This is a genomic window from Pseudoalteromonas sp. 2CM36K, from assembly GCF_023161865.1.
Classification (GTDB): Bacteria; Pseudomonadota; Gammaproteobacteria; order Enterobacterales; family Alteromonadaceae; genus Pseudoalteromonas; species Pseudoalteromonas tetraodonis.
In genome coordinates this window covers 12,538-29,165 of sequence record NZ_JALNTK010000017.1, presented here as the reverse complement: position 1 = coordinate 29,165, position 16,628 = coordinate 12,538, and the positions used below count along the sequence as shown (strand labels likewise).

The 16,628-nt window shown below is 42.1% G+C and carries 16 protein-coding genes; 6 read left to right on the top strand and 10 right to left on the bottom strand.

Annotated elements, in window-relative coordinates:
• Positions 1–39: 39 nt before the first annotated feature.
• Positions 40–1,221 carry an NO-inducible flavohemoprotein gene (gene hmpA, locus MTN97_RS11645; RefSeq protein ID WP_248474455.1) on the bottom strand — a complete coding sequence of 394 codons (1,182 nt, stop codon included), beginning with the start codon at positions 1,219–1,221 and terminating at the stop codon, positions 40–42.
• Positions 1,222–1,241: 20 nt separating this feature from the next.
• Positions 1,242–2,474, bottom strand: a complete 1,233-nt coding sequence (locus MTN97_RS11640) for an NnrS family protein (RefSeq protein ID WP_248474454.1) — start codon at positions 2,472–2,474, stop codon at positions 1,242–1,244.
• A 428-nt stretch (positions 2,475–2,902) separates the two neighbouring features.
• On the opposite strand from MTN97_RS11640, the gene norR reads away from it, so the two are divergent.
• The gene (gene norR, locus MTN97_RS11635; RefSeq protein ID WP_248474479.1) at positions 2,903–4,477 is read left to right on the top strand and encodes a nitric oxide reductase transcriptional regulator NorR; all 1,575 of its coding nucleotides are present in this window, start codon (positions 2,903–2,905) and stop codon (positions 4,475–4,477) included.
• On the opposite strand, the gene MTN97_RS11630 is transcribed toward norR, so the two are convergent.
• Entirely contained in the window at positions 4,474–5,370 is an 897-nt protein-coding gene (locus MTN97_RS11630; protein ID WP_028834824.1) for a LysR family transcriptional regulator, read from the bottom strand. The genes norR and MTN97_RS11630 overlap by 4 nt on opposite strands.
• A 116-nt stretch (positions 5,371–5,486) precedes the next feature.
• Here MTN97_RS11630 and MTN97_RS11625 point away from each other — a divergent pair, with 116 nt between their 5' ends.
• On the top strand, positions 5,487–6,053 hold the full coding sequence (locus MTN97_RS11625) for an NADPH-dependent FMN reductase (protein ID WP_036980537.1): 567 nt from the start codon (positions 5,487–5,489) through the stop codon (positions 6,051–6,053).
• Between the two features lie 7 nt (positions 6,054–6,060).
• Here the strand turns inward: MTN97_RS11625 and MTN97_RS11620 are convergent, their stop codons facing one another.
• The gene (locus MTN97_RS11620) at positions 6,061–6,504 is read right to left on the bottom strand and encodes a TerB family tellurite resistance protein (protein WP_010392360.1); all 444 of its coding nucleotides are present in this window, start codon (positions 6,502–6,504) and stop codon (positions 6,061–6,063) included.
• Between the two features lie 95 nt (positions 6,505–6,599).
• Here MTN97_RS11620 and MTN97_RS11615 point away from each other — a divergent pair, with 95 nt between their 5' ends.
• On the top strand, positions 6,600–6,980 hold the full coding sequence (locus MTN97_RS11615; protein ID WP_069438567.1) for a hypothetical protein: 381 nt from the start codon (positions 6,600–6,602) through the stop codon (positions 6,978–6,980).
• Positions 6,981–7,054: 74 nt separating this feature from the next.
• Here the strand turns inward: MTN97_RS11615 and MTN97_RS11610 are convergent, their stop codons facing one another.
• Entirely contained in the window at positions 7,055–7,651 is a 597-nt protein-coding gene (locus tag MTN97_RS11610) for a hypothetical protein (RefSeq protein WP_248474453.1), read from the bottom strand.
• Positions 7,652–7,873: 222 nt separating this feature from the next.
• Here MTN97_RS11610 and MTN97_RS11605 point away from each other — a divergent pair, with 222 nt between their 5' ends.
• Positions 7,874–8,167, top strand: a complete 294-nt coding sequence (locus MTN97_RS11605) for a hypothetical protein (RefSeq protein ID WP_069438565.1) — start codon at positions 7,874–7,876, stop codon at positions 8,165–8,167.
• Between the two features lie 51 nt (positions 8,168–8,218).
• Here MTN97_RS11605 and leuD read toward each other — a convergent pair whose 3' ends face one another.
• The 5 genes from leuD to fabR form a co-directional block, all read right to left on the bottom strand.
• Positions 8,219–8,818 (bottom strand): 3-isopropylmalate dehydratase small subunit, encoded by a 600-nt coding sequence (leuD, locus tag MTN97_RS11600; protein WP_248474452.1) that lies wholly within the window; start codon positions 8,816–8,818, stop codon positions 8,219–8,221.
• Positions 8,818–10,218, bottom strand: coding sequence for a 3-isopropylmalate dehydratase large subunit (gene leuC, locus MTN97_RS11595; protein WP_036980551.1), 1,401 nt, complete (start codon positions 10,216–10,218; stop codon positions 8,818–8,820). The genes leuD and leuC overlap by 1 nt, the downstream gene beginning before the upstream one ends.
• Before the next feature lie 56 nt (positions 10,219–10,274).
• On the bottom strand, positions 10,275–11,351 hold the full coding sequence (leuB, locus tag MTN97_RS11590) for a 3-isopropylmalate dehydrogenase (protein WP_248474451.1): 1,077 nt from the start codon (positions 11,349–11,351) through the stop codon (positions 10,275–10,277).
• Positions 11,348–12,901 carry a 2-isopropylmalate synthase gene (gene leuA, locus MTN97_RS11585; RefSeq protein ID WP_013466157.1) on the bottom strand — a complete coding sequence of 518 codons (1,554 nt, stop codon included), beginning with the start codon at positions 12,899–12,901 and terminating at the stop codon, positions 11,348–11,350. The genes leuB and leuA overlap by 4 nt, the downstream gene beginning before the upstream one ends.
• Before the next feature lie 395 nt (positions 12,902–13,296).
• Complete coding sequence (fabR, locus tag MTN97_RS11580; protein ID WP_013466159.1) at positions 13,297–13,914, bottom strand: HTH-type transcriptional repressor FabR; 618 nt, start codon at positions 13,912–13,914, stop codon at positions 13,297–13,299.
• Between the two features lie 129 nt (positions 13,915–14,043).
• Here fabR and MTN97_RS11575 point away from each other — a divergent pair, with 129 nt between their 5' ends.
• Both MTN97_RS11575 and sthA read left to right on the top strand, forming a co-directional pair.
• Positions 14,044–15,177, top strand: a complete 1,134-nt coding sequence (locus tag MTN97_RS11575) for a fatty acid desaturase (protein WP_024602170.1) — start codon at positions 14,044–14,046, stop codon at positions 15,175–15,177.
• 13 nt (positions 15,178–15,190) lie between these two features.
• Positions 15,191–16,621 (top strand): Si-specific NAD(P)(+) transhydrogenase, encoded by a 1,431-nt coding sequence (sthA, locus tag MTN97_RS11570; protein WP_214552743.1) that lies wholly within the window; start codon positions 15,191–15,193, stop codon positions 16,619–16,621.
• The last annotated feature ends 7 nt before the right edge of the window (positions 16,622–16,628 follow it).

The window sequence follows — 16,628 nt, the reverse complement described above, 5'->3', positions numbered from 1 at the left end:
GTTTAAATTAAAAGCGTGTAACACACGCTTTTAATTAACCTATAACGCTTGGTGTGGTCCAAATATTTCGTAGTGAATATTTGAGCTTTGCACACCTAAATCAAGTAGCTGGCCTTTTACGTAAGCCATAAATGATGCTGGTCCACACAAATAAAATGCCCCTTCGCTAATAGGTAATGATGCCTCAAGCACCGTTAAATCCATTAGCCCAGTGAAATCACACTCCTCGCCACCTTGATTAAACCAAGTAAATGTTTTTAGCTGTGGATGCATTGCCGTTTGCTGCGCTAAATACCCTTTAAATGAAAATTCGCGGCTGTTTTCACACGCGTGCAAATAACTAATCGCTTGATTTTTATCACCACTAAGTAGCGTTTGCAGCATTGCCATCATCGGGGTTTGGCCAACACCTGCTGAAATAAGTACCACTGGAGTTGCCTCATTTTTTAAAATAAAATCTCCCGCTGGCGGGTATAACTCTACTCGTGCGCCTTGCTCTAGTGAGTGTAAATAATTAGACACCACGCCAGGCTTTGGTTGGCACTCTTTTTTAACGCTAATACGATAGTTTTTAGCATTGCTCTTTTGCGAAATAGAATACTGGCGGATCTCTTCATATTCTGCGCCCTCAGGCTTAACTTTAATGCCAATGTACTGTCCTGGCTTGTAGGTAATAACTGCTTTACCATCCACAGGTGTCAGCGTAAAACTAGTTACGAATTCAGATTCAACATGTTTATCAGTAATTTCAAACTGGCGCGTGCCTGCCCAGCCACCATGGTTGTTTTTACTGTGCGCATACAATGCCGCCTCTTCGGTAATACAAATATCAGCAAGTACACCGTAGGCCTCGCGCCACGCATATTCAACATCGGCAGTAAACTGCTCAGGAATAAGCTCTTTAAGTGTGCCGATCAAATGCGCCCCTACAATAGGGTAGTGTTCGGGTAAAATATTCAAGCTGGTATGCTTATGGTTAATTCTAGCTAATGCCTCTTTTAACACGGCTAAATTATCAATATTTTGCGCATACGCAGCCAAGGCATTAAATAATGCAAATTGCTGACGACCCGTTTCTTGGTTGGTCATATTAAAAATATGTTTAAGTTCCGGGTTATGGCTAAACATGCGCTTATAAAAATGATCGGTGACGGCTGTACCCGCTTCTGCAAGTAATGGAGCTGTACTTTTTACAATCTCAATAGTTTTTTCAGATAACATTTTGGTTTCCTATGGGTGAACTAACCACGACGCCCATCAACACGACGCCGCGTTAATATAGGAGTGCAGTGAATTAAAAATAATAAAAAGGCCAGTAACCAAAGCACAGCACTGCTCTGCCAAGCTAGGTGTGGCCCAATAAAAGACGGGAGAAAAGCACGAATAATTGCGGCACTAAACACCAATGCAAATGCAAGGTTCATAAAACCAGGAATAGTAAGTGAGCGACCGGTATGTCCTAGTGATACCCGTGTCATCATGGCTAAAATCATCATGCCGATACCACCAATAGTGATAAAATGCAGCGCGTCTTTAAACAGTATTACACTGCTATAAAAACTGATTGCCACTAACATTAAACCTATACCTAAGGCTAAATACGCAAAGTGTAACGACCATAATAATGGGACTTTTAGGACTTGCTTGTTCCACCAGCAAACACCGCGAACTAAATGCAAAAACGCTGCACTCATCACAACTATTGCCGGGTTAATTACAGTGAAAAATAATTTACTAATAAAAAATAATGCTATCGCCAATACCGATAAGTATAAAATAGCTTTATCTATGTTTGGTGTGCGTACCTGCTTAGATAAGCCCAGCCCTTTGGCGGTAAAAAAGGGTAATACACGTCCAGCCACAACCCCCACCAACAAGCTTATAACCAGTACTGCGGTATCAACCATTACAAGCGCTAGCTGCGTTTGGTTTTTTAGCACTAGTATTAAATACAACATATTGAGCGTACATAAAAATGAAAGAATAAATAAAAACAAGTAGTTGCGTTTACTGCTCGCCTTTATCAACATGCTAGCTAACACTATGATTACCGAGAGCCACCAAACAACTTGTAAAATCAGTACCGCATAAACATTAAACTGAGCAATGCTAGGCACAACTATAAAAAAACTAAGCCGTGCACTAAGCCATATTAAGCTAAGCCACATCAATGGTTTACCATTAATACTTGCAACACCGGTCCACGTTTGTGCTGCAGTAAGTAAAAAGCCAGCCACAACCACGCCCGCAAAACCAAATAACATTTCATGTGCATGCCACAAATTAGCAGGCATAACTAAATACCACTGTGCATCGCCACTTAAAATAAGTAACCAATAACCCACAGACAAACACGCTAGTGATCCACCCGCTAAAAAAAAGGGTCTAAATGCCAACATCCATAATGACCATTGTGATACCTGATGAAATGCGACCTGCGCTGGCATAGGTTCGGCTAAGTTTATGGGCTTCATTAGCGCACCTCCTGTCCCAGCCCATGCTGTGCAACACAGCGCAGTACGTAACTCACTTTGATAATAGCCGCGAGAACAATCGTGCTAATATGTGCAAAAATTTGTACCGGTATAGAAAAGTAGCCTGCATAGGGATAACTTATTAGCAGCGTAATCAACACCCCCAATACGCTAATCCATAGCATCTTATTTGCATGAGATAGCACACGGTAATACAGAGAATTAGACTTCACTGAATAATTAACCTGTCCTAAAAAAATACTGCTCATAACAACTCCAATAACTGCTTTCGTTATTTTGTTATTACACAGACCATGCCAATTAAATAAAACTCTTAAATTCAACGCGTTATTTAATTTCACTTTACAAAAAGAGTCTTTATGACCTACTATAAAAACCAATTAAATACACTAACAGGTCATTTTGACATGAACCAACAACTCAACCTGACTCAAGTTGCCTTGGAGCTTGCACAAAGCACCTTACATGCCCACAGTTTTGAGCAGCTCTTAGCCACGGTTGAACGTGTTATTCCAAGTGATGCTAGCGCCTTGTTAATTCGCCAAGGCGAGCAATTAAAGCCTTTAGCGATTAAAGGTTTAATGCCTGATAGCTTAGGCAGGCGTTTTAATATTGCAGAGCATCCTCGTCTTGATGCTATTTGTAATCACCGCTTGGCACTGCAATTTGCACATGACTGCCCACTACCTGATCCATATGACGGCTTACTACTAGCTAAAACCGGTGATATTCCAGTGCATGCCTGCTTAGGTTTACCGCTTTATGATAAAGATTCGCTGCTTGGTATTTTGACCTTTGATAGCCTAAACGCTGATGCGTTTGACGGCATTACGGCTGATACACTCAACACCTTACAAACCTTGTGTAGCGCACACTTTAAAACAGCTCTAGAGCTTGCCCATTACAAACAGCATGCTCAGCATTCAAATGAATTAGTACAAGCGTTAAACCGTGAGGCACTCAAACGCGATGGTGGTGAAATTATTGGCCAAAGCCCAGTAATACAAACCCTTAAAAACGAAATAAAGCTGGTTGCAGCCTCTAATTTTAGTGTATTAATTTTAGGTGATACTGGGGTCGGCAAAGAGTTGGTGGCGCGTAATATTCACTTGCATTCAGCACGCAAAGATCAGCCATTGATCCATTTAAATTGTGCATCACTGCCTGAAAACCTCGCAGAAAGTGAATTTTTTGGCCATGCAAAAGGCGCTTTTACCGGCGCCCAAAATGCCCGCCAAGGTAAATTTCAGTTAGCCGATGGCGGTACCTTATTTTTAGATGAAATAGGCGAGCTACCACTGGCAATGCAAAGTAAATTATTACGGGTACTGCAAAGTGGTGAAGTACAAACCGTTGGCGAAGATGAACTTAAATATGTTGATGTTAGAGTGATTGCAGCAACTAATCGCGACCTAAAACACGAAGTAGAACAGGGGCGATTTCGCGCCGACTTATATCATCGCCTAAGTGTGTACCCGTTAAGCGTAGCGCCTTTAAAAGCCCGTGATGAAGATGTTATTTTATTAGCCGGTTATTTTGCAGAAAAAACAGCCCGCAAGCTCGCTATTAAACAGCTAAAACTCAGTATTGAAACGCAACTGCTGCTTAAAAAATATGACTGGCCAGGCAATGTGAGGGAGCTTGAGCATGTGATTAACCGGGCTGCATTAAAGGCTAAACAACATCATTGGCAGCAACCAATTATTACTATTGAACCTGTGCATTGTGAATTAAATTTAAGCGCTGTTAACACCTTAGCTCTTGAACACTCAAACCAGCTTGTAATCCCATCTTTAGCAAACAACATTTCGTTAAAGCAAGCCACAGATACCTATACTCAGCAACTTATAATACAGCAACTTAAACAACATAATTATAACTGGGCCAGTACCGCGCGCAGTTTACAGGTCGACCGTGCTAATTTAACACGGCTGGCCAAGCGCTTAGGTATTTCAATAAAAAAATCGTTGTCGCCTAGTTAACTTAACTTTCGCTGCTTAAAATAATTTTTTAATAGCTGACTAAACGCTTGAACTTTTGCCGTTCGGTGCACTAAATGATGCGTAACCAGCCACAAATCGGTTGGCCAACTCAGTTCATTAGGCAGTACAGGGACTAAATCAGAGTATTGCGCTGCAACATCATGCTGTAATCCGCCAATACCGAGCCCTTTAACTATGGCGCGAGTCGCTTCTGAGGTTTCTGACACTCTTAGCTTAACTTGCGACGGGGGAATATTTTCATCAACCCATGCAAAGTAAGGCACTTTGGCATTATACCCTGCTACACCTGACACAAAACTATGCAGCGATAGTTGCGCTAATGTTTGTGGCAACCCATAACGGCTAATGTAATGCTTTGATGCATAAAATCCTGACGAGAGCGCCGCTAAATGCTGAGCAATATAATCACCCTCATCCGGTCTGGGTCCAGCTCTTACTGCGATATGTGCTTGGCCATGATCTAAACGTAAGCGTTTTTGATCCATAATCACTTGTAATTGCACTTGCGGATGCAAGGTTTGAAACTGCTCGCACACCTCACTTAATACATCAATAAAGCCACTAACTGTGGTGAGTAACAAGCTACCTTGCAAGGTGCTATCTGCAGCAATAATGTCATTATGTAGGCGCTCTAGTTCACCATTAATCGCTTGTGCTGTGGTAAATAACTTAGCGCCAATTTCTGTGACTTTGTAGCCGCGAGCATGGCGATGAAATAATCGCGCATTTAAGCTTTTTTCTAAGTTATTTATTCGCCTGAGCACCGTACTATGGTGAACATCTAACACTTCGGCCGCGGCAGTTAAAGTACCTAAGCGCGCTACCTCGTAAGCAACTTTCAGGTCTTGCCAATCATTAAATTGAATTGCCATGATAACTACTCTTTAATCTGTGCATATGCGCACACAAGTTTTGCGTTTATTTGGCTTTTCTGCAAGTGATTATTTGTTAAAGTCACATTATACAAACTCATTATCAGGAGCAGCTCATGACAACACCAAAAATTATTGCCCTAGCAGGTAGCTTACGTAAAGATAGCTTTCATCAAAAACTCATTAACGAAGCGGCACGCTTTGCTTTAGAAAGTGGCGCTGAAGTAGAAGTGATTAAACTCGCAGACTTAGCCATTCCTATGTTTGATGAAGATCTCGAGGCACAAGGCACACCAGCCGGTGTACAACAACTTAAAGACAAACTTCGCGCAGCCGATGGCATTTTGCTGGCCAGCCCAGAATATAATGGCTCTATTACCGCGGTGTTAAAAAATGCTATTGATTGGGCATCGCGCACCGAACAAGGCGCAGAGCCTGCATTTGCAAATAAAGTAACCGCGTTATATGCAGCCTCACCAGGTGGGTTGGGCGGCTTACGGGGCTTAAATCACGTGCGTGATATTTTATCTGGCATTGGCAGTTTAGTATTAGCCAATCAATTAGCTGTACCGGCTATTCATACTTTGTTAGACGAAAACGGCCGTATTAATGACCCTGCTACCGCTGAAAAAGTGGCTGGTCTTGCACAGCAGTTAGTTAGCGTAGCAAGTAAGCTTAAATAAGCAGCAACTATAACTTTGTTGCTGCAAGCTTTGCAGCAATAAAGTCTTCATGGGTAACATACAATAAATTAGCAACACGACGAATAACGTATTCTTCTTGTGGATCAAGTTCACCATCTGAGTATGCTAATCGCCAGAGTAGTTCAACTATTTCAATGCGCTGTTGTGCACTGCATTGATTATTAATTTGCTTTGAAAATTGAAAATAATCAATGGCGTCATCTAAGCTCGAACTTGCTTGTTCGGTTAACTCATCTACTGCTTCATCAGTTAAATCAAAATACTTTTTTAATGTCAGACTTAGCGTTTGTTGCTCATCTGCCTGTAAATCGTTATCCGCTCGCATTACCTCAATTAATAATGCGGCAACCGCTGTTTTTAAATCATGTTGTTCAATATCATAATCTTGCTGATCAATACTCGAAAAAAGCTGTTTAATTTGCTTGAACATCACATTTCCCCTTTTTGGGTGTTAGACTTATATCATAACGGGTGTAATTGATATGCTGATCACACTACCCAATATCAAGATGGAGTTAAAGGTTTATGAGTATAAAAGCCAATCATTACATACATGGAATTATTAGCTGGGGTTTATTAACAGGGTGTTTGAGTGTGTCGGCAGAGCAAAGTGAAATGCAACGGCTCTACGATTTTGATGAAAAGGTGCATTATAAGCAAACTCAAATAGACACTAACAATTACCACCTAGAAATACAGTCTGATGACTACCCGCACTTTAGAAACCAAAGTGTCTTTTTGTTGCGCCACGCAAATCGTTTATGCCGCGATAATCCTTTTATGTTAAAAGTGATTGAGGGCGTGCAGGAGTACCAACGCTTTCCAACTAAACCGCGTGCTTATCAGCCACCGCTCAGTGTATTTGTGCAGTGTGAAATGCCCGCAGAAAAAACCTCAAAAAAATAACACCTTGTTATTTTCAGTAAAACCACTGAGTATTAAAATAGCCTGTGGTTTTACTGTAGTTAACCTGAACTAAGTTAGTTAGCGCCATATCCCCACGGCGCAGCCGGTGGTGTAATAGGTTTAGTTAAATCAAAATCAACACGGAATTCGCGACCTTGGCGAATAAGTCGATAAGTGAACTGCTCAGGGTAAATATACATTTGCCATGTATTGCCTACCGATTGCGGTATGCCTTGGCTAACAAATAACTCTTTTGAATACTGATCTGCAGGGAATGACTGCATATTAGCAAAACCCGCATTTAAAGTATGACCACCATACATAGTAGATACATCATCAGTACCATCTTTATGGCGGTGATCGTGCTTTAGGCTCAACCCACTGCCTGTTTTAGTAATGATCCACGTACGAGAGGCGTCATCACCGACATGAAACGGCACTTGTAGTTCATGTTCATTACACTTACGCACATGCATAACTAACTTTTTATCGGCAAATGAACTCGGCCCTGTGGCATTATCAACCGTTACTTTACCCTCGAAAGCTTTACCGCAATGGGCAGCAATACTATTGAAAAAGCTATCATGACTTGGAATTGATATCAAAGGCGCTGGACGTGCTATTGCTGCAGTGGATGCCAGCATAAGCGCTGCAGCTGTTAATAATTTCATAATGTGTCCCTAAACATGTAAAAAATCAGCTTAGCGTTTAAGCAAACACAAAGAAAATAATCACGATGAACAGCAATAAGAAATTAACAGAGCAATAGGATTTTACTGTAATTAATTAGTAAAAAAATATCGCTTGAAAGAAAATGAGAAATTAAATATCGTTGATTGATAAAGGTAGGTAATTAAACACAAAGTCAGTTTTAGCACGGAGCACATATATAGATGGAGAACTATATCGGCCTAGTAATCATCGTATTACTATTAATTATTCAAAATCGCTACACTTTGCACATATATCAACACCTTGCTGAGCAGCACCCAGAACAATGGAAAAAATTATCACAAAATTCATTAGATGGGACACCCTATGCCAATCTTGCTGAGTCATTTAAAGATGGTTTTTTTTCGACTATCAACGACCCAAAGGTAGTCCGCTACCAGAAATTTAAAACTCTCAATTTATTACTAATGGCAATGATTACATTAGCAAGCTTATTGCGTGGTTTTTTAATATAAGCGATTAAAAAAGCGCAACCTAAGCTGCGCTCCAGTTTCATATGTAAAAGGTTACTGCCACGGTCTCTCTGCGGCTAACTGCTTTTCAAACGCATCAATTTGCGGATTGAGGGTTTCGGTTACACCGATAAAGTCTAAGCCACTTAATAAACGTTCTTTTACGTCTTTGCGAATATCAAAGCTGATTGGCGCAAACTGATTGCTGGTAAGCACCTGGTTTTCAAGATCCACATCAATGTGAATATCGTCGTGCTGCTCACTTAACACAAATAACTCTTCCAGCGTTTGCGCTGGCAATGCAATGGCAAGCATTTGGTTGTTGCCACAGTTATTAAAGAAAATATCAGCAAAGCTTTCAGCCAAAATCACTTCAAACCCATATTGCTTTAATGCCCATGGTGCGTGCTCGCGTGATGAGCCACAGCCAAAATTATCGCGGGTTAATAATATTTGCGCGCCTTGGTAACAAGGACGGTTTAAAATAAATTCAGGGTTTGGCTCGCCATTATCTAAATAACGCCAATCGTAAAATAGCGCAGCATCAAAACCATCACGGCTGGTTGAAGTTAAAAACTGCTTAGGAATAATTTGGTCGGTATCGACGTTGTTTTTATCAAGTGGGGCCATTAAGCCGCTAAAATAGATGCTCATTAAGCTTCTCCTCTAATATCAACAAAGTGACCATGTATTGCAGCGGCTGCCGCCATTGCAGGGCTCACTAAGTGTGTACGCCCGCCTCGCCCTTGGCGACCTTCAAAATTACGATTCGAGGTGGAAGCACAGCGTTTACCAGCCCCTAAACGGTCATCGTTCATAGCTAAACACATAGAGCAGCCTGGCTCGCGCCACTCAAATCCTGCAGCTTTAAAAATATCGGCTAAGCCTTCATCTTCAGCTTGTTGCTTAACTAAGCCTGAGCCTGGAACAATCAGCGCTTCAATACCAGCTAAAACCTGTTTACCTTCAACAATTTTTGCTGCAGCGCGTAAATCTTCAATGCGGCTGTTGGTGCATGAGCCAATAAATACCGTGTCTACTTTGGCGCTTGATAGTTTATCGCCCGCTTTTAAGCCCATGTATTTAAGCGCACTGCGAATTGCATCGGCTTTAATTAAATCGGTTTCTTTGTCTGGATCTGGAATACATTCATCAACGCCAATCACTTGCTCTGGATTAGTCCCCCAAGTAACTTGCGGTTGGATACTGCCTGCATCTAACTCTACTTCTAAATCAAAATGCGCACCGTCATCCGTTTTTAAAGTTTCCCAGTAGGCAACAGCGGCATCAAAATCAGCACCTTTAGGCGCAAATGGGCGGCCTTTTAAGTACTCATAAGTGATTTTATCTGGGGCAATTAAGCCCGCCTTAGCACCCATTTCAATGCTCATGTTACACAATGTCATACGGGCTTCCATTGATAGAGCTTCTATGCCTTCACCACAAAATTCAGCCACATAGCCAGTGCCACCAGCAGTGCCTAGCTTGCCAATAACCGCCATAATTAAATCTTTAGCTGTTACTGTAGGGCGTAATACACCGTTAATTTGAATTTTTAACGACTTCGCCTTTTTTTGCTGTAGCGTTTGCGTAGCTAATACATGCTCAACCTCTGAGGTACCAATACCATGTGCCAAGGCACCAAACGCACCATGCGTTGAAGTATGACTATCGCCGCAGACTATAGTGGTACCTGGTAAAGTAATCCCCTGCTCAGGGCCAATAACATGCACTATGCCTTGGTTTACTGAGTTTAAGTCGTACAGCAAAATGCCAAATTCTTTACAGTTTTCATCCAGTGCCATTAATTGATTTTTAGAGACTTCGCTAGCTGCATCCAGTGAACGACTTTTAGTTGAAACATTATGATCCATGGTGGCAATGGTTTTTTCTGGACAACGCACTTTACGATTTTTTTCACGTAAGCCGGCAAATGCTTGTGGTGACGTCACTTCGTGTACTAAATGACGGTCAATATAAAGTAAATCGGTTTGCTCATTAATGCTGGCAACGGTATGTGCTTGCCAAATTTTATTGTATAAGGTTTGGGCCACTTGCTAACTCCCTGATCTGATTGAGCCACAGCCTGACGGTGCTGTGGCTTTAATAATTAAATGCGTGAAACGATGGCCGCTGCTACATCGGTGGTGGTATAGCCGCCCTGCGGATAAATATCCGACGTTCCCACACCGGCTTCAACCGCCTCTGCGACTGCTTTTTCAATCGTACGAGCCGCTTCGTCTTGGCCTAATGAGTAACGTAGCATTAAGGCGGCACTTAAAATTTGTGCGATTGGGTTTGCCACCCCTTTTCCGGCGATATCAGGCGCTGAACCACCCGCGGGTTCATACAAGCCAAAGCCTGATTGATTTAAGCTAGCGGAGGGTAATAACCCCATTGAACCGGTGATCATCGCGCACTCGTCCGATAAAATGTCGCCAAATAAGTTATCGCACAGTAATACATCAAACTGGCTAGGCTGTTTAACTAGCTGCATCGCTGCATTATCTACATAAATATAATCTAAGCTCACTTCTGGAAAGTCTTTACTCACTTCGGTTACCACTTCGCGCCATAAAACGCTTGATGCTAAAACATTGGCTTTATCGACCGAGGTTACATGATTGCTGCGTAATTTAGCGGCCTCAAAAGCAAAACGTGCAATACGCTCTATCTCTTTACGTGAATAAGTTTGCGTATCAAATGCAGTTTCTTCTGCCCCTTCGCCACTGCGACCTTTCTCACCAAAATAAATACCACCCGTTAGCTCGCGCACACATAAAATATCAAAGCCTTTTTCGCTAATATCAGCACGTAGTGGTGATGCAGCGCTTAATGCTGGTAATAATTGTGCTGGGCGTAAGTTACAAAACAAACCAAAGTGCTTGCGCAGTGGTAACAGTGACGCGCGCTCCGGTTGGTCATTAGGTGGTAAATGTTCCCACTTAGGACCACCTACTGAACCAAATAAAATAGCATCGGCGTTTTCACATGCTTTTAAAGTGGTATCAGGAAGGGCTTTGCCAAACTCATCAATCGCTGCTCCGCCAATCGCGTGGTGTTCACGGTTCAGAGTAAAACCAAACTTATCACTTACTGCATCAAGCACTTGCTCTGCAGCTGCCATAACTTCTGGGCCAATACCGTCGCCCGCTAATACGGCAACGCTGTAATGTGTTTTACTCATCCAGCTTTCCTTTGTTGTTTTAAATCAGACACTTTTTGTGCTCGATAAATTAAGTTATAAACCCGAACCATAGCGCGTACTGAGGCTTCGACCACATCGGCCGCAATACCGGCACCGTGATAAGGACGGCCATCATATTTAGCAATAATATTCACTTGTCCTAATGAGCTTGCACCTTGGCCGGTGGCCTCTAAATTGTATTCAATCATTTCAACGCTCATACCAGTTAAGCGCTCAATGGCTGCAAATGAGGCTTCTACCGGGCCGTTACCTGTGGCCGCTTCTTGTTTTGCTTCGCCATCAATCAACAAACCTATCGTTGAGCTGGCTACCGATTGAGAGTTCGACGTAGAGTGAACAAACTCTAATTGATATTTTTCATCTTTGTCGCTGATTTGATTAAAGTAAATCATTGCTTCTAGGTCGTAGTCATATACTGTGCCTTTTTGGTCAGCTAACGCAACGAAACTTTGGTATAAGCTATCCATGTCGTAATCAGATTTTTGATAACCTAACTCTTCTAAGCGATGCTCTATAACATGACGCCCTGAACGCGAGGTCATATTTAATTGATTACTTGGCACACCCACACTTTCAGGTGACATAATTTCATATGTATTTTGCGCTTTTAAGACACCATCTTGGTGAATACCTGAACTGTGGGCAAACGCATTTTCGCCAACAATCGCTTTATTTGGCTGTACCGGCATATTACAAATTTTGGCTACTTGGCGAGAGGCGCGGTAAATTTCTTCGCTTTTTATATCGGTATATACGTTTAAATGGTCTTTGCGCATTTTCATGATCATCGCCACCTCTTCAAGTGAACAATTACCCGCGCGCTCCCCTATACCATTAATCGTACATTCGATTTGGCGAGCACCGGCTTGAACGGCAGCAACAGAGTTAGCAACGGCTAAGCCTAAGTCGTTATGGCAATGCACACTTAAACGGGCTTTATCAATATTTGGCACGTTGTTCATTAAATGACGGATCATTGCTGCGTATTCATCTGGCGTTACAAAACCGACGGTATCTGGCAAGTTAATCGTGGATGCACCGGCATTAATAGCTTGCTCAACTATTTTGCATAAATCCCAATGTGGTGTACGTCCTGCGTCTTCACATGAAAATTCCACATCATCAGTGTAATTACGGGCAAGCTTGATTGATTTAACCGCCATTGCAGTGGCATCATCAAGGCTCATTCGCAACTTGTGTTCAAGATGAAGCGGGCTGGTTGCAATAAAAGTATGAATACGGCTTTGCTGTGCACTGCGAAGCGCCTCGCCACAGGCCTCAATATCTTTGGCAACCGAGCGTGCTAAGCCACAAATAATAGGGCCTTTTACTTCAGTGGCAATTCGCTGCACTGAGCGAAAGTCAGCGGGGCTCGAAACCGGAAAGCCCACTTCCATGACATCCACATTTAAGCGGCTAATGGTATGCGCTAGTTGAATTTTATCATCTTCAGTCAGGCTTGCTTTAAGTGCCTGTTCGCCATCACGTAAGGTGGTATCAAAAATCCATACTTTATCTTGCTCTTGCATAACTGCCCCTCATTCCTGTGTTACCCAAATTTCGATTTATCCCTGCAGCGAGATAAAAAAAACCCCGCAATTGCGGGGTTTTGTTGTTTAGCTCAATGCAAACACACTAATCCCCGCTCACTTGCCACAGCAGTAAGAGGTTTAGTTTTAGTGTAATTAAACGATTAGTTTGCATTTGTTTTCTTGTGTGTGTGTCCAATGAGGCTTATTTTTATCATTGCAGCGCAGTAGGCGCAAGCATAAAAATGCCATAAAAATAATTACACAAGACTTTTAAGGGATCTAAAATTCAACAAATAGATAAAAAAGAGATAAAAAATTCAACCTCAGAGGGCGTGGCGTTTAAATTAACAAGCACCGTAAAGTACAGTGCTTATTTTAACTTTTTTTAATATTTACTCTTTCTTTTCTGCGCGTACGTAATTTGACGCACCACGAGTAATATAGCGTAACTGCCAAATAACTCGCTCAATTAATTCATCGCGTTGCTGACCTTCAATATCTAGCGCTTCGGCGCCAGCATTAAATACCAACGTAACCATAGCCTCTGCCTGAATATACGCATGAATCGCATCACAGGGCGTTTCACTTTCTAAATAATGAGCAAGCTCTAAAATAAAGTGTTTCACTTCACGTGCTACTGCCGCTCTAAATGCTTTTGAGGTACCCGAGCGCTCACGCAGCAATAACCTAAATTGATTACTAGAGTTATCAATAAACTCCATAAAAGTAACCACAGACGTATTTATTACACTGCCGCCACTGGCTATTCGCCTACGAGCTTGACGCATCAGCTGACGCAGCGTTAAACCCGCTTCATCAACCATGGTTAAACCTAGCTCGTTCATATCTTTAAAGTGACGATAAAAAGAGGTGGGCGCAATACCGGCTTCGCGCGCTACTTCACGCAAGCTCAAATTTGAAAAGCTATGATCAGCACTAAGCTGATTAAAAGCAGCTTCAATTAATGCTTGTCGTGTTTTTTGTTTCTGTTGTGCTCTAACGCCCGACATCAACAGCTCCCTGAATGAATTTGTAATAAATTTTTAATTAAAAAATAGCTAATAGTACAGTCTAATACTTGACGGCAGCAGATTGAAATATTATTTTAGCGTACAGTTGTACGCTGAGAAATGAGAAAGATGAAAAAACCACCACTTATATGGACCAACGTCCTTTTCTTTAGCCTGACGTTTTTGGCTGCTGTTACACTTGTACCTTGGTATGGGTTTAACTATGGCTTTACAGGCACACAATGGGCTGCTTTTGTAGCTTGCATGTTTTTCGCGGGATTATCGATCACTGCGGGTTACCATCGTTTATGGGCGCACAAAACTTACAATGCACACCCGGTCGTTGAATTTATTTTTGCCTTAGGCGGCGCGTTTGCTTTGCAAAACAGTGCACTGCATTGGAGCAGCGATCATCGTATTCACCACGGTCAAGTTGATGACCCTGTAAAAGACCCTTATGCAGCTACCAACGGCTTTTGGTATAGTCACATAGGCTGGATGCTGCGCGACTACCAAGGCGATAGCTACGGTGATTACAGCAATTGCCGCGACCTACAACGCAATAAAATAGTGATGTGGCAACATAAACATTACTTAAAGCTGGTAGTTGCCATGAATGTTGGTTTACCACTGGTATTAGGTTTAATGTTAGGTGATGTGTGGGGCATGTTATTACTAGCGGGACTACTTCGTTTAGTACTGAGCCAGCATTTTACCTTTTTTATTAACTCTGTTGCGCACATTTGGGGTTCTCGCCCTTACACAGAAAAAAATACCGCACGCGATAACGGCTTTTTAGCCTTATTTACTTATGGCGAGGGTTATCATAACTTTCATCATATTTTTGCTAGCGATTACCGCAACGGCATTAAGTGGTTTCATTACGACCCAACTAAATGGATGATCCGCTCGTTAGCAGCTCTTGGTCTAGCAAGTAAATTAAAGCGCACACCGGTTGAGCGCATCGAAAAAGCTAAAGCAGAAACCTTGATGAGCAAAACACAAGGTCGCCTCGCAAAATTGCCTTTAGCGCAAGATAAGCTTACATTATTACAACAAGAGTACGATTTGTTGCTAAAAAAACTGCAAAATTATTGCTCATTACAAAAACAAGTGTTGGAAGCTAAAAAAAATAATATGGCAAAGCAGTGTGAAAAGTCGGCATTAATGGCACAATATCACGAGCTTGAGGCCGCCTGGGAAACACAAAAACAGGCATGGCTAGCACTTAATGCGAGGTTATTAAAAGCCTCTTTTAGTTAAAATAGGAGTGGCTGTGGCCAAACAACCAGAAAAGAAAAAAGTACCCGTGACATACCAATATGATGCAATCATTATTGGCACGGGTCCTGGCGGTGAAGGGACCGCTATGAACCTCTCTAAAAGTAACAAAAAAGTAGCGGTTATTGAACGCCAAACAGCCGTGGGTGGTGGCTGTGTACATTGGGGTACCATTCCTTCAAAGGCACTTCGTCATTCTGTTAGTCGCTATATTGAATACAAAGCAAATCCTTTATTTAACGTAGGCGAGCGTCCGGTAAGACTTACCTTTCCTGATATTTTACGCCATGCCAGTTCGGTAATTTCAAAGCAGTCAAACTTACGCAGCAGTTTTTACGATCGTAACCGCATTCATATGTTTCAAGGCGACGCTAGCTTTGTTGATAAGCACACTATTGAAATTAGGCGTAATGACGGTTCTACTGAGCGCCTTACTGCACAAACGATTGTTATTGCTACCGGCTCACGACCTTATCGCCCACCAGGGGTTGATTTCACCCACTCACGAATTTACGAAAGTGACACTATTTTAGGCCTTGAACATGACCCTCATCGCGTACTTATATACGGCGCGGGTGTAATTGGTTGTGAATATGCATCTATCTTTAAAGGGATAGGTGCCAAAGTCGACTTAGTGAATACTCGCGATCGCTTATTGGCGTTCATGGATGCTGAAATATCTGATGCATTAAGCTATCACTTTTGGAATAGCGGTATTGTAATTCGTCATAACGAAGAATTTGATCGCATTGAAACCCGTGATGACTGCGTTGTTATGCATTTAAAATCGGGCAAACGTGTTAAAGCTGACTGTATTTTATTTGCCAATGGCCGAACCGGTAACACTGACACCCTTAATTTAGAAGCCATTGGCTTAAAAGCAGATAGCCGCGGACAGATAAAAGTAAACGAAACCTACCAAACAGAAGTAGACAATGTATACGCGGTAGGTGATGTTATTGGCTATCCAAGTCTTGCTAGTGCTGCCTTTGATCAAGGTCGAATTGCCGCAGATGCCATCGCGTGTGGTAATTGTGATGAAAAGCTGATTATTGATATTCCAGCCGGTATTTATACTATTCCTGAAATGAGTTCTGTCGGTAAAACAGAGCAGCAATTAACTGCTGCAAAAGTACCGTATGAAGTGGGACGTGCGCAATTTAAACATTTAGCCCGCGCGCAAATTGCAGGCACAGACGTGGGCAGTTTAAAAATATTATTTCATACAGAAACCAAAGAAGTACTCGGCGTGCACTGCTTTGGTGAGCGTGCCTCTGAAATTGTACATATTGGCCAAGCTATTATGGAACAAAAAAATGGTGGCAACACCATCGACTACTTTGTAAATACCACGTTTAACTACCCGACGATGGCAGAAGCCTACCGAGTTGCGGCGTTAAATGGCTTAAATCGCTTGTTTAAGTAATATTAAG

What these genes read in the sequence shown, in the direction of transcription:
- MTN97_RS11640 (WP_248474454.1), bottom strand. Translation starts at nt 2,474, where the DNA reads ATGAAGCCCATAAACTTAGCCGAACCTATGCCAGCGCAGGTCGCATTT.
- hmpA (WP_248474455.1), bottom strand. Translation starts at nt 1,221, where the DNA reads ATGTTATCTGAAAAAACTATTGAGATTGTAAAAAGTACAGCTCCATTA.
- MTN97_RS11575 (WP_024602170.1), top strand. Translation starts at nt 14,044, where the DNA reads ATGAAAAAACCACCACTTATATGGACCAACGTCCTTTTCTTTAGCCTG.
- MTN97_RS11625 (WP_036980537.1), top strand. Translation starts at nt 5,487, where the DNA reads ATGACAACACCAAAAATTATTGCCCTAGCAGGTAGCTTACGTAAAGAT.
- fabR (WP_013466159.1), bottom strand. Translation starts at nt 13,914, where the DNA reads ATGTCGGGCGTTAGAGCACAACAGAAACAAAAAACACGACAAGCATTA.
- leuA (WP_013466157.1), bottom strand. Translation starts at nt 12,901, where the DNA reads ATGCAAGAGCAAGATAAAGTATGGATTTTTGATACCACCTTACGTGAT.
- norR (WP_248474479.1), top strand. Translation starts at nt 2,903, where the DNA reads ATGAACCAACAACTCAACCTGACTCAAGTTGCCTTGGAGCTTGCACAA.
- MTN97_RS11605 (WP_069438565.1), top strand. Translation starts at nt 7,874, where the DNA reads ATGGAGAACTATATCGGCCTAGTAATCATCGTATTACTATTAATTATT.
- leuD (WP_248474452.1), bottom strand. Translation starts at nt 8,818, where the DNA reads ATGAGCATCTATTTTAGCGGCTTAATGGCCCCACTTGATAAAAACAAC.
- MTN97_RS11620 (WP_010392360.1), bottom strand. Translation starts at nt 6,504, where the DNA reads ATGTTCAAGCAAATTAAACAGCTTTTTTCGAGTATTGATCAGCAAGAT.
- MTN97_RS11615 (WP_069438567.1), top strand. Translation starts at nt 6,600, where the DNA reads ATGAGTATAAAAGCCAATCATTACATACATGGAATTATTAGCTGGGGT.
- MTN97_RS11610 (WP_248474453.1), bottom strand. Translation starts at nt 7,651, where the DNA reads ATGAAATTATTAACAGCTGCAGCGCTTATGCTGGCATCCACTGCAGCA.
- leuB (WP_248474451.1), bottom strand. Translation starts at nt 11,351, where the DNA reads ATGAGTAAAACACATTACAGCGTTGCCGTATTAGCGGGCGACGGTATT.
- MTN97_RS11630 (WP_028834824.1), bottom strand. Translation starts at nt 5,370, where the DNA reads ATGGCAATTCAATTTAATGATTGGCAAGACCTGAAAGTTGCTTACGAG.